The organism is Neoalteromonas arenosi (genome assembly GCF_030362855.1).
In the GTDB taxonomy this organism is placed as follows: Bacteria; Pseudomonadota; Gammaproteobacteria; order Enterobacterales; family Alteromonadaceae; genus Alteromonas_E; species Alteromonas_E arenosi.
Map to the genome: position 1 here is coordinate 376,925 of NZ_JAUCBP010000012.1, position 13,312 is coordinate 390,236.

Consider the following 13,312-nt stretch of genomic DNA (forward strand, 5'->3'; position numbering starts at 1 on the left):
ATATGGACTTAATAATTGGTGGCGGTATAACCGGCCTGAGTTATGCTAATTTTACAGAGAATGATTATCTAATTTTGGAGCAAGACTCTGAACTAGGTGGATATTGTAAAACTATAAAACAAGATGGCTTTGTTTGGGATTACTCGGGACATTTTTTCCATTTTAAAAATAGAGATATAAAGGACTTTGTATTTGAAAGGATCGAACCACAAACCATTTTAGAAGTTCAGAAAATTACGCATATCTACTATAACGAGCAATTGATTGATTTTCCTTTTCAAAAGAATATCCATCAACTAGAAAAGTCGGAGTTTATTGACTGTCTTTATGACTTATTCAACCGTGACTCTAAGCCTGTTGATGAAAGTTTTGAAGCTATGCTTTTGTCAAAGTTTGGCAAGTCAATATGCGACAAATTCTTACTTCCATACAATGAGAAACTATACGCGTGCCCAATGAATCGTCTAGACAAAGATGCGATGGGCCGCTTTTTTCCGTATGCTGATCCAGAAGAGATAGTTAAAAACTTTAAAGAGAATAATACCGAGTCTTATAATAATGTTTTCGTGTACCCAGAGTTCGGCGCGATGGAGTATGTAAAAGCTATCGCAAAAGACGTTCCTGAAGAAAAAATCAGAATGAATACTCGTGTTGTCGGAATCGATATGGCTTCGAAAACGGTCACGTTAAATACCGGTGAAACACTAGAGTTTGACAATTTGATCAGCACAATGCCACTAAATAGACTTTTACCTCTGGCACTACCGGAACATGATCTTACTCCTTATAGTTCAAACAAGGTGGCTGTATTCAATTTAGGCTTTGATTCAGGGAGTGAGCATAATAGTCATTGGATTTATTTCCCGGATAAATCAATCTCTTTTTACAGAATTGGATTTTATGACAACATATTCGGTTCAGATCGCATGAGCTTATATGTTGAGATAGGAATGCCGACAGATAAACAAGACTTCTCCGAAGAAGAACTTTTGAGCACAGTGCTTGAAGACTTGCGAAAAGCAGGGGTAATTACTAGCCAGAAGCTAGTAAGTCACCACTTTTTGATTATGGACCCTGCGTATGTCCACATTTCTAAAGATAGTGAAGCTGCAAAAGCTGTAGCAATGAAAAGACTTAACGAAAACTCTATCTATAGTATTGGGCGTTACGGTGCATGGACATACTGTTCGATTGAAGACAACATAATAGAAGCGAAGCAGTTGGTCGAATCTTTAAGAGCAAGCTCATGAAAATTCTAATTATAGGTGATAACCCAGCGATTGTTGGCGGAGTCTGCAATTACACTCGTCCGCTGTTTCAGGAACTTGGCAAAGAGAAATCTATCGAGGTAGCTTATCTATATAGTTCTTCAAGAGTTAAGCCAGATTACACGTTTTACGCAAAAACACAGATAGTGCCTGATACAGAGCAACTATTTGAGAATGTCTTCAAGTTAATCAACAGTGCGAACTTGGATCAAAATTATGAAAATTTGGCTCTAGACATTGCGTCCAAGAAAAACGACAGGGCATTTGAAAGTTTCATTCAGATGTTTAAGCCCGATGTTGTCCATATCAATGAAAACATTGGATTCTCTTCCAACATTATTAACATAGCAAAGCGAGAGGGGGCGAAAGTCGTCTACAGTGTCCATGAATATTGGGCGCTTTGCCCCAAAAGAGTCATGGTGGACTTTAACAATAGAGTTTGTGAAGGCCCATCGAACTTAAGTAAATGTACACATTGTATTGAGCAAAGAATGGAGAACTACAGTTCTTTCCATCGGAAAACCGTTTTCCATATGGAGCGGAACTTGCCTGGACTCATAGGAGCGGTAAGAAGGCAAAAAGCTAAATTTACAAAAACAAATGCGGTAAACAAAGCGCAGCGCTTACAATTTGGCGAGTCGAAATTTCCGACTAATGCTGAGAATAAAAAGTTATACGAGCAGCTTAGCAAGCGCTTGTCTTCAAATATCGAGGCTTTAAACAATACTGACGTAATTATCGGAGTTTCGTCAGATGTAAAGGCACATTTGGTTAAATATGGTGTCTATTCTGAAAAAATTATTGTCCAGCATATAGGCAGTGCGATTGCTGGGAACAAAATAAAGCATGATAAGCAGATTGACCCAAGTAACATAAAAATTGGGTATATCGGCGGAGTAAGCTTTTATAAAGGCGTTCATCAATTAATCGAAGCATACTTAGGATTGTCTGCCGAGTATCAATCCAGAAGCTCGTTAGAGATATTTGGTGGGTTTAGTCCGAGTTACAAGCTCGCGTTGGATGAGGCGTTCGATGTTGATAACCATGATTCTATTACCATTCATGGTCGCTACAAGCCTTCTGAGTTAATTGGGATAACCAATTCGATTGATTTATCTGTGCTACCTTCATTATGCGCTGACACTGCACCACAGACTATTTTTGAGAGCTTTAATTCTGGCTTGCCAATTATCGCACCAAGTATTGGGGGGTTTTCAGATTTTGTGAAAGATGGTGTAAATGGGCTTATCTATGAAGGAGAGAGTGTAACGTCGCTTCGTGAAAAGTTAGCGGCAATAATAAGTGAACCCGAGCTGTTACAGAAGTTTTCAATGAACATACCCGAAACAAAAAGTATTCAAGAAAATACGGTTGAGTTGCTAAAACTTTATTCAGAGTTAGTTGAGAAAGATTAACATGTCATCTTTACCGCTAGTCAGCTTAATAATCCCGACCTACATGCAGCATGAATATATTAGAAAAGCCGTAGAATCTGCATGTGAACAAGACTATAAGAATATTGAAATTATCGTGTCGGATGATAGCGAGAGTGGCGAAACTGAAGATGCTTTGGCTGATTTTATAGCTGATGGGGTTATAACTTACTACAGGAATAATCCTCGTTTGGGAAGAGTGAGAAATTATCACGACTCTCTTAGGTTTAAATGCCGCGGAGATTGGGTATTAAACTTAGATGGAGATGATTTCTTAGTAAATCCTAGCTTCATATCTAATTGTATCGAAATCGTTTTGAAGCATCCAGAAGTGGCCTATGTTTTTGGCAAAGAATACAAGTATCTAGAATATGAAGATCGTTGTGAGGAGCGAATTTGTGGTTTGTCCGAAGAACGACTCATTGATGGAACAGAATTATTCCAGAACAAGAGAAAACTAGGTGTTAACTTCTATCATTTGTCCTCTTTGTTCAATCGTGAGAAGGCGATAAATCGTCACTTTTATACTTATGATTGCTTGGGGTGTGATACTTTGTCGATATTGGGGTTGATATTGGGTCACAAGGTCTACTTTTTAAATCAATTTGGTGGTGCTTGGCGCGTCCATTCCGAAAACGATTCATTCCCGTCTGAAGCGGAAAAGCTAGTTGGCAATGTATTAGCAATAAAACAACTCAGAGATCTTGCAAATGAGCACCTTGGGGAAAATATAACTAACGCTTGGATAGCAGATACGCAAGCTAATCGCACCGTGACTTACATTATTCACTACCTACAGCAAAGAAACTATAAATTAGCTTTAGAGCTTTCAAAGAGAATTGCTCAAAGTGATCCAAGGTTGAAGAAAAAAATATTTTTTTCACCTCGTAACTACATCAAGTTTGCGAAGGCTATAATTTTTAAATAAAGATGAGAATATCATTTCAGTTCATCCTACACGCTTTTGCGGTTTTAGTGTTTTCAGCGTTTATGTTTCAGAAGTTTGGTGGATCAATATTTGGATTGGTTCCAAATTTTGCGCTCATGGTTGTTGCCATTTGCTTGTCACTATTCTACTCAAAAAAAATGCCACTTGTTGTTAACTTCGAGTCTTTCTGCGTATTTTCATTTACGGTCATTCTATGCATATCGCTTTTTTGGTCCATTGCACCGCAATATGGCCTTAGTAAAGTAATCTCCATGTTGCTTACGATCTTGTTAGCATACAGTCTCTTTATACCTTTCAAGATGAAACTAAACTTTCTTCTTATATGCCTGTTGGCGTCATTTGCCTTGTACGCTGTTCAACTGTATTTGGACTATGGGTCATTCGCACAGTTGTTTCTGCAAATTGGAACAAGATTTAGGCTTGGCTGGAATGATGCTGGTAACGCATTTAACCCTATTTCAATTGCGCGATACATGGCTTATTCAATTTTATTGATTTTTATTGTTTACCCAGCTTGGCGCCCCTTGATTTCAAATCATATTTGGTTGAACACTTTCAGAACGTTTCTATTAATTCTTTTTGTTTGCTCTTCGGTATATTTGTTTTTTTCTGGCACTAAAACTCCAATTTTAGCGTTAGTCATATGCTTTCTAATTTTGTTTTTTAAAAGCAATTTGAGTAAGGTCTTGAAGTTTTCCGTTTTATCAATAGGAATTTTTGGCGCAACATTTTTATTAGTTGCTGGGGTGAAAGTCGTACCGGGCCTTACGGATTCTCAAGCGGCTTACATTGAATCTAGGTTTTTAGATGTTGAGTCAGCAGTTGGAGATCGGGCCTATCAAGGATCTAGGGCCACCGATAACATTGAGCTTAAGGCTTTCTTGATCGGAAATGGGACGGGCTCATTCGGTTATTCAAATTTAAAAATGGATATAAGAGATTATCCACATAATATCTTTGCAGAAGTACTTTATGAAAACGGTATTTTCGCTGTCATTTTATTGATCGTGATTTATGTAATGATAGTCCTGAATTGTATATTGTCGAAAGATTTACTGAGTAGCTTTTGTTCATTTTCAGCGCTCTTTTTTGGTATAAATGCTTTTTTTTCTGGTGACCTTATTACCAATAATTTGATTTTCTTTTTCGCTTTAGTGACTTCACTAGTCAAACGAGGACAATTAAAAGAATGCACTTAGTTTATATTGGTTTTGGGATTGATAGTGCGTTTGTTTCGCAGTCACTAACTCTCCTTAATCAACTTTCTAAAGATACACAGATACGCAAAATCGACTTGTTAATCGGAAAGTCAGATTTAGGTGACGTTGAATTAAACGAAAAGATTGATGTTTGCTTTTTTGAGCGGTACCCCGTTCTTCCAGTTTTTTGCACCTTAATGCAGCGTTCCATCGAGAATAGCCTAATACCGCTAATAAGTTCCGATACGGTTATTCATTGCAGGACTGATTTATTGGGCGCATGGGTAGCTAAAATAATTGAGCTGTACAAGTTTAATAATAGAGTTGTGATTGATGTTAGAGGACTTTTTAAAGAAGAGTTAAAAGGTTTCAGTAAGCAACACTCTTTTCTGAAATGGTTAAGAGTAAACCTATACGATCGTTCAATGTCTCACATTGCGACCAAGCACTTAAAACATGCTCGAGTCAGCATCACTGCAGTGACAGAATCACTACTCGCTAAAGTCAAAGCAGATTTTTCGAAATCTAATATAGTAGATTTCCATGTAGTGCCATGTGTAGTAAGCGACCAGTTTGAGTTTTCGTCAGAAATTAGGGAGTCAGTGAGAAAAGAGTTGAATATTCCTGCTGGCGAGACGGTGTTGATTATGATCACCGGAAGTGGTCAGCAATGGCAAAACGAAAGCAGCGTAATTCAGTTTTGCGAGAAAAACAATTTCCGTTTAATTATGTTGTCAAAACAGACTTATGACTCGAAAAATGTAATATCCGCTTTTGTTCCTTACAATCATGTGGCCAGGTATTTGTGTGCAGCGGACGCAGGATTTATTTTACGGGATGACCATGTGGTTAATAATGTAGCCTTACCTATAAAGTCGATCGAGTACTGGTGCACAGGGCTACCTATAATTTCTGACGGCAATGTTTGGGAACTAAATCGTTATTCAAAAGAGCTTCTCGATGCAAGTTTTATAAGTTTTAAAGACGGTGGTTGCGAAGTATCTCCGCTGAGTGAAACTGAGCGTTTATCCCTTTCAGAAAAGTCAAGGAGCCTTTTTTCTATTAGAGAGGTTGCAAAAAAGTACGTTGATATATATCGAGGGAATGAATGAAAACAATTTTAGTTGTAACCCCTAAACTTTCAGTACCTGGAGGTGTGAGTACTTTTTGGAATTGTTTGTTTTCTGTGCGGAGCGAAGTTAAAAAAGTCAATGTTATCAACCATCAAGTCGGTAGTACGAATTTGCTTGGGGCAGTGGGGGATTTGATTGGTTTTTTGAGGCTGTTCTTCTCCGCAGATATCGTTTTTTTAAATCCATCTTTGCAGAAAAAAAGTTTTATTAGGGATGGAATTTACTCGTTGGTTTGTCGGCTGCTTGGCAAAAAAACTATTGTTTTCTTCCATGGCTGGAATAAACAGTTTGAAGAGAAACTAGAAAGAAAACTCCTTAAGTTGTTTTTACTTTTCTTTGGACGAGTTGACCAAGTATATGTTTTATCCAACGAGTTTAAGCAACGTATTAACAAATGGTGTCCGCATTTAAAAGTAAATGTAGAACGGACAACTTTTCAGCCAATACTTTCCACAGACCTTTGTAGAAATGCTTTAAACCCAAAAAGTAACACGAAACTCTTATTTTTGTCTCGCTTGGAATATGAAAAAGGAATTGAGGATGCAATATCAGCAACACTCCAACTAAGAGATACTGGCCTTGACATCGATCTTGATGTAGCAGGCGCTGGGCCAGCGCTAAAGTCGTTAAAATCCAAATATGCTAATTACTCCAGTATTAGATTTCATGGAAACGTTCAAGGACAAGCAAAAAATAGTTTATTCGAACATGCTCACATATTTGTACTGCCCACATATTATGGAGAAGGTTTACCTATTGCTATTTTGGAAGCCATGCACTTTTCTTTACCAGTTATTTCGTGTGATGCAGGTGGGATTAAAGACTTTTTGAAAGAGCCTGAATGTGGCTTTATAGTCCCTTCTAAATCCCCAGCTCATATAGCACAAGCAGTCCAGCTATTAATAAGTGATAGCAAGAAGTATAAGTCGATTTGTGAATTTAATCCGGCATATGTGAAACGTGAGGCACATCCACAAGCGCTTTTTAAGAGACTGTTTGAAGATTTTTATGAATAAACGACTCTTCTGGTATTTTAATAGGCTCAAAAAGATGACTCTTATGGAGGTCATTTATAGAGCATTTTCATTTATTTCACTTTCGCTACACGTTGCTAAAAACAAGAAATTCGTTGACTACAACGTCGATAGTAGTGAATTAGATTTAGTAAGACTCAATGTGTTGGTAACTCATGTTGAAAGTATGGAGTTTAAACTCACTGAATCTAATGAACGACTTTTGAAGGCTAACAAGCTTGCTCTTTATGGCGAGGAAATTGATTTGAGTATTCCTGAAGCTTGGAACATATGTCCAAAGACTCGTTTCAAGTGGCCACTAATTCCTTACCAGAAAATTGATTATCGAGCTGAAGGCAGAGATATTAGAGTGGTTTGGGAAGCATCGCGCTTTCAGCATTTTTTGCCTCTGAGTTTGTGTTGCCATGACGTTGCTGAAGTTAAAAGTACAATTGGCTTGCAATTAGACTCTTGGAAGCTAAGTAACACGATGTTTATTGGCCCTCATTATGTTTCTTCTATGGAATGCGGTCACCGAATCATAAGCCTGTTGTACACGCTTGCGATTCTTGATTCCAGATTTGGTTTAGACAAGTTTAACGATTTAGTTGTGGTCGCTCTTCAAATCATTAAATCTCATTCAGACTACATTAAAAGGCATTTGTCTTTATTTTCATCTAGTGGAAATCATACGTTAGTAGAGAGCCTTTCGTTATTCATGAGTGAAAGCTTATTATTGAAGAATACAAACCTGAAGCGCCGAGATAAATATGCAAACCTATTTAGTAAAGAGTTCCTTCGACAAACTCGTGAAGACGGTTCAGGCATAGAAGAGACTTCTTGGTATCTAATGTTTATTCATGATTTAGCTTCAACTTTTTGTGTTTTGAACGATAATGTGCAGGTTCAATTAAGGCTTCAGCAAGTTGCGATTTTCTTGTCGCATCTCTTAAACAGTTCAGACGAACTTATAGGATATGGAGACTCAGACGATGGCTTCGCACTGTCAGCTTATTTCCGTAGCTTAAAACCCCTTAAGTCTATGAATGTGACAAAAGTTTTTCCAGATTCTGGAGTTATCAATTGTCAGTTTCCTAGATTGAAGGTATGGGCATTTGCCACTGAGCTTGGCATGCCTCCTTCATATGGACATGGTCACGCGGATGCTTTGTCTATCGTTTTCGAAGCAGATACGAAAATGATAGCTATAGACAAAGGAACTTACAGTTACAATATTGACGATAAGCGTCGTGATTATTATCGCTCAACGCAAGCCCACAACACAGTTACGATTGATTGTGCTAGCCAAAGTTCAGCAAGTGGCAGATTTATGTGGGAATCTAATGTGCGATCAGATTTACTTTTTGAGGAAACTGCGTCGGACTATGCTTTCTATGTCATGAAACATAATGGATACTTATCTCGATTTGAAAGTATTCATTATCGCGGTTTTTTTGTTAATGCTTCAAATTTGATTGTTTTTGATTTTGTGAAGTCAGAACTCCAGAACTCTGCACAATTACGGTGGTACTTCCCAAGTAAAGACTTTACTTATATTTCGAAGGAGTCAGCGGTGATAGGTGGCGTAACGGCAAAGTTGCACGGTGGTATTGAGGAGAGCAACAATATTTCTCCTTCTCAATATGACACAGAATATTCGACACGGTATTTAGATTTGTCGGAGTGTTCTCTTTTATCAACAAACTTCTTACCGAATCAACTAGTTATAAGTGAATTTAATCTTGGTCAAAGTTATGAATACAAAAATTTTGAAGAAAAATTTATTAAGCTTGTTATGGATGATAAATGAAAACCTTTTACCTAAATGACTTGCCTGTACTAGCTCCCGCAAGTGTGGAGGAACTAGCTCAATACATCCTTCAACTTGAGGCTGAATCGACTTTTTCGGCTGTCGCATTAAATCCAGAAAAGGTCATTATGTATTTAAGAGAAAATGAGATTCGAAACTTATTACTCAGTTTTTCTGCAGCTTACCCTGATGGAATCGGTGTATCGAAATTGTTATCCAACGCTTCTCCCAAGAAAGTTTCTAGAGTTCCCGGTTATGACCTTTGGGAAACTTTAATGCGTTTATCTGCGTGCCATGACAAGAGTGTCTACCTTATCGGTGCCAGACCTGAGGTTTTGGATAAAACGAGAAGCAAACTAATCGAAGATTTTTCCGTGGAGATTTGTGGCTCCGTGGATGGTTTTAACATAGATATGGGAGTCTTAATAGAAGACTTGCTATTAAAAAAGCCTGATTTAATTTGTGTTGCAATGGGCTCACCTAGACAAGAAAAACTTATTCAAACACTCATTGAACAAGGAGTTACTGGTTATTTTATGGGAGTTGGTGGCTCATTTGATGTCTTTTCGGGTACAGTTAAAAGGGCTCCAGCTTTGTGGCAAAAAGCGGGGTTAGAGTGGGCTTATCGCCTTTTAAGCCAACCTTCTCGAATTTTCAGGCAAGTTAACCTAGTGAAGTATTTATACTATGTATTAATCGGTCGAATAAAAGTCAGTTTAAACAATGAAAAAATTGGCCGTAATCAATGAGTGTTTATAATTGCAAATATCAACGACGGAAGAATCATTTATGAAAGGAATAATTCTTGCAGGTGGAAGTGGCACGCGGTTATTTCCTCTAACTCAAGTTGTATCTAAGCAGCTAATGCCTGTCTATGATAAGCCAATGATCTATTACCCATTAGCCACATTAATGCAGGCTGGAATAAATGAGATATTACTAATAACTACTGAATATGAGCAAGAGCGATTTAGAGCTCTGCTCGGTGATGGTAAAAAATTCGGCATTTCAATCGAGTACAAAATTCAACCAAGTCCCGATGGGTTAGCTCAGGCATTTATCTTAGCTGAAGAGTTTTTAGCGGGGCAAAGCGCGGCCCTAGTGCTAGGTGATAATATTTTCTACGGCCATGATTTAATTAAATCTCTAAGACGTGCGGCTTCTATAACCGAGGGTGGGACCGTATTCGGTTATCATGTAGCTAACCCTTGCTCGTATGGCGTTGTAGAATTTGATTCAGCGGGTTTGGCGGTTTCTATAGAAGAAAAACCTGTAAATCCGAAGTCAAATTATGCGGTACCAGGCGTGTATTTTTTTGATAGTAATGTTGTTGAAATTGCAAAATCAATTAAACCATCTGCTAGAGGCGAATTGGAAATAACTGACGTTATCGATTGCTATTTAAGAAGTGGAAACTTGAGAGTCGAAGTAATGGGGCGAGGAACCGCTTGGTTGGATACTGGGACTCATGATGACTTGTTAGCTGCCTCACATTTTATTTCTACGTTAGATAAACGCCAAGGGCTGAAAGTAAACTGTCCTGAGGAAGTAGCATTTAGGAATAAGTGGTTAACATCAGAAGACTTGAAAAGGTTAGCTAAGCCACTGATGAAAAGCGGTTATGGCGAATATTTACTCAAGTTAACTAATGAAAGAGTGTTTTAATGAAATGTATTGATACAAACCTATTGGGTGTAAAAGTTATTGAACCTAAGGTGTTTGGCGATTCTAGAGGTTTTTTTCTTGAGACTTTTCGGGAAGATTGGTTTAAATCCCATTGCGAAAATGTGGATTTTGTTCAGGATAATCACAGCAAATCAAAAAAAGGCATTTTACGGGGTATGCATTATCAGACCAAGCATACTCAAGGTAAGTTAGTTCGAGTAACTCAAGGTGAGGTGTATGATGTTGTAATAGATATGCGACAAGATTCACCTACTTTTAGCCAGTGGTATGGTATTCACCTCTCTGCTCAAAATCATCGTCAATTGTGGGTACCTGCTGGTTTTGCACATGGCTTTTTAGTTTTATCAGATGTAGCTGAGTTTGTGTATAAATGCACCGACTATTACGATCCATGCTCAGAGGTATCGATAAAATACAATGACCCCGTATTAGGCATAAAGTGGCCTTTATCAGACAGTGAGATACATTTGTCAGATAAGGATAAGCAAGGGCAAAATTTTATTGACGCTCCAAGGATGTAAATTTAATGAAAGGACTAATTATTGGGAAATCCGGTCAGCTCGCAACAGAACTACACAACATCTTACCCGAATTTGAGAAATGGGGGACTGTTGAGGTTGGGAATATCGACAGTGGTCTTGTTAAGCGTGTCGTTGATTACAACGCAGATGTGATCATTAATGCTGCTGCATACACTGCAGTCGATGCAGCTGAAGAATCTGAGCAAGAGGCGTATAAAGTAAACTTAGAACTTCCATCATTGCTTGTAGAGGCTTGCTCGCGTAACCACACTAAATTAGTGCATGTTTCAACAGACTATGTATTTTCTGGAGAGGCATCAACTCCGTATTTACCTAGCTCGGCAGTATCTCCGCTAGGTGTTTATGGAAAAAGTAAGGCGTTGGCTGAGACCGCCGTTATGAGAAGCTCTCAAAACTGTGTTATTAGAACGTCTTGGGTTTATTCCACAGTTGGCAATAACTTTTTGAAGACGATGATTAAGCTTATGCAAACTCGCGATTCAATATCTGTAGTTTGTGATCAAATTGGTTCTCCTACATGGGCAGGTGGTTTGGCAAGAGCTTGCTCACATGCTGCATTTAATAGTGTGAAAGGTATTCATCATTGGAGTGATTACGGAGTTGCTAGCTGGTACGACTTTGCTATCGCTATTCAAGAAATAGGTCTTCGTTTAGGTTTGTTCTCAACACATTGTCAGGTAATTCCAATTAGAAGCGAGGACTTTCCAACAAAATCACCGCGACCAAACTTCAGTGTTTTGGACAAAGAATCATTAAAACGCGACTTTGCAGATATTTTACCCAATCATTGGAGAAAGCAATTGGAGATAGTTATGGAGAGTATGGTGTGAAATCTATATTAGTTACTGGTGGTGCCGGCTTTATAGGAGCTAATTTCGTACACTATTGGCTTAAAAATCACCCTCAATCTAGTGTTATAGTTTTGGATGCACTAACTTATGCTGGAAATAAACACAACTTGGAAAGTATTACGAGCCATGCAAATTATCAATTTGTTCATGGCGACATTGGTGATATTGATTTAGTTGAAAGGCTATTGGAAGATTATGCAATTGATTGTATTGTTCATTTTGCTGCAGAGTCACATGTAGACCGCTCAATTTCGGGCCCTGATGAGTTTATTAAGACGAATATACTTGGAACTTATTCATTATTGAAAGCCGCTAAGAATGTTTGGATAGACAAACGTCGATCAGCAGGAGTACAGCCGCTAGATCATCGATTTCATCATGTTTCGACCGACGAGGTTTATGGGACCCTTGCAAGCGATGATCCCCCATTTACTGAAAATACCCCATATGCGCCCAATTCACCATATTCGGCCAGTAAAGCGGCATCTGATCATTTGGTACGTTCATTTTTCCATACGTACGGACTAAAAGTTACGACGTCTAATTGTTCAAATAATTATGGACCATATCATTTCCCAGAAAAGCTAATCCCTCTGGTCATAACCAATATTTTGCAGAACAAACCATTGCCAATTTATGGTGATGGTCTCCAAATAAGAGACTGGTTATATGTTGAAGACCATGCGTACGGAATAGATCTTGTGCTAACTAAAGGTCAGGTTGGTGAAAATTATAATATTGGAGGCAATAACGAAAAAACAAACATTAATATTGTTAATACAATATGTGAAACCATCGACTTTGAATTTCAAAATGACAAAACACTCCACGGTAAGTTTCCATTGGCAGTTAGTGCCATACAAGGTAAGTCTGCAGACTTAATTACATCTGTCGCTGATAGGCCAGGTCATGATCGTAGATATGCTATTGATCCAACTAAAACTAATAGAGAATTGTCTTATAGTCCTAGAGAAACATTCGAATCTGGTATAGTTAAAACTGTTAAATGGTATCTCGAAAATGACGCATGGTGGTCGGCTATTTTGGATGGTAGTTATCAAGATAAGTAAAAGGGAATTTGCACAATTAAACCTATATCGCTGAGAGTATTTGGCTGTCAAATTGAAGCAATGGTGCAACTATCACCTAAAATGAAACAGCTTACTCGTAGAATTTCTTTTAAACTATTTGAAAGGAGTTTTGCGATGACGAAAAGAAAAACTGAAGGCCAGATTTTGGCGATTTTGAAAGAAGCAGAGGCTGGTTTGTCTGTTCAGAAGATCTGCCGTCAATACGGCATAGGCCAGTCGACTTTTTATAAATAGCGAGAAAAGTACGGCGGTATGGAAGTATCAGACGTTAAGCGACTCAAAGAGCTAGAAGAAGAGAATCGTCGGCTGAAGCAAATGTATGCAGAGTTAAGCCTAA

12 protein-coding genes and 1 pseudogene are annotated in these 13,312 nt (G+C 38.2%); all 13 read left to right on the forward strand.

Going from position 1 to position 13,312, the window contains the following annotated elements:
- Positions 1 to 2: 2 nt before the first annotated feature.
- Complete coding sequence (locus QTP81_RS15320; RefSeq protein WP_289366682.1) at positions 3 to 1,250, forward strand: protoporphyrinogen/coproporphyrinogen oxidase; 1,248 nt, start codon at positions 3 to 5, stop codon at positions 1,248 to 1,250.
- A complete protein-coding gene (locus tag QTP81_RS15325) occupies positions 1,247 to 2,683 on the forward strand; it encodes a glycosyltransferase (protein ID WP_289366684.1) in 1,437 nt (478 codons plus the stop codon). The genes QTP81_RS15320 and QTP81_RS15325 overlap by 4 nt, the downstream gene beginning before the upstream one ends.
- 1 nt (position 2,684) lies before the next feature.
- Entirely contained in the window at positions 2,685 to 3,629 is a 945-nt protein-coding gene (locus tag QTP81_RS15330; protein WP_289366686.1) for a glycosyltransferase family 2 protein, read from the forward strand.
- Between the two features lie 365 nt (positions 3,630 to 3,994).
- Positions 3,995 to 4,849 carry an O-antigen ligase family protein gene (locus QTP81_RS15335; RefSeq protein ID WP_289366687.1) on the forward strand — a complete coding sequence of 285 codons (855 nt, stop codon included), beginning with the start codon at positions 3,995 to 3,997 and terminating at the stop codon, positions 4,847 to 4,849.
- The gene (locus QTP81_RS15340) at positions 4,840 to 5,961 is read left to right on the forward strand and encodes a glycosyltransferase family protein (protein WP_289366690.1); all 1,122 of its coding nucleotides are present in this window, start codon (positions 4,840 to 4,842) and stop codon (positions 5,959 to 5,961) included. Before QTP81_RS15335 ends, QTP81_RS15340 begins: the two co-directional genes overlap by 10 nt.
- The gene (locus QTP81_RS15345; RefSeq protein WP_289366691.1) at positions 5,958 to 6,998 is read left to right on the forward strand and encodes a glycosyltransferase family 4 protein; all 1,041 of its coding nucleotides are present in this window, start codon (positions 5,958 to 5,960) and stop codon (positions 6,996 to 6,998) included. Before QTP81_RS15340 ends, QTP81_RS15345 begins: the two co-directional genes overlap by 4 nt.
- Positions 6,991 to 8,805 carry a heparinase II/III family protein gene (locus QTP81_RS15350; protein ID WP_289366693.1) on the forward strand — a complete coding sequence of 605 codons (1,815 nt, stop codon included), beginning with the start codon at positions 6,991 to 6,993 and terminating at the stop codon, positions 8,803 to 8,805. The genes QTP81_RS15345 and QTP81_RS15350 overlap by 8 nt, the downstream gene beginning before the upstream one ends.
- Positions 8,802 to 9,554: a WecB/TagA/CpsF family glycosyltransferase gene (locus tag QTP81_RS15355; protein ID WP_289366695.1), complete on the forward strand. Its 753-nt coding sequence runs from the start codon at positions 8,802 to 8,804 to the stop codon at positions 9,552 to 9,554. The genes QTP81_RS15350 and QTP81_RS15355 overlap by 4 nt, the downstream gene beginning before the upstream one ends.
- Before the next feature lie 40 nt (positions 9,555 to 9,594).
- A complete protein-coding gene (rfbA, locus tag QTP81_RS15360; RefSeq protein WP_289366697.1) occupies positions 9,595 to 10,470 on the forward strand; it encodes a glucose-1-phosphate thymidylyltransferase RfbA in 876 nt (291 codons plus the stop codon).
- Complete coding sequence (gene rfbC, locus QTP81_RS15365; RefSeq protein WP_289366698.1) at positions 10,470 to 11,012, forward strand: dTDP-4-dehydrorhamnose 3,5-epimerase; 543 nt, start codon at positions 10,470 to 10,472, stop codon at positions 11,010 to 11,012. The genes rfbA and rfbC overlap by 1 nt, the downstream gene beginning before the upstream one ends.
- A 5-nt stretch (positions 11,013 to 11,017) precedes the next feature.
- Complete coding sequence (gene rfbD, locus QTP81_RS15370; protein WP_289366701.1) at positions 11,018 to 11,863, forward strand: dTDP-4-dehydrorhamnose reductase; 846 nt, start codon at positions 11,018 to 11,020, stop codon at positions 11,861 to 11,863.
- The gene (gene rfbB / locus QTP81_RS15375) at positions 11,860 to 12,954 is read left to right on the forward strand and encodes a dTDP-glucose 4,6-dehydratase (protein ID WP_289366703.1); all 1,095 of its coding nucleotides are present in this window, start codon (positions 11,860 to 11,862) and stop codon (positions 12,952 to 12,954) included. Before rfbD ends, rfbB begins: the two co-directional genes overlap by 4 nt.
- Before the next feature lie 135 nt (positions 12,955 to 13,089).
- Positions 13,090 to 13,312, forward strand: a pseudogene (locus QTP81_RS15380) (transposase); the annotation flags it as partial.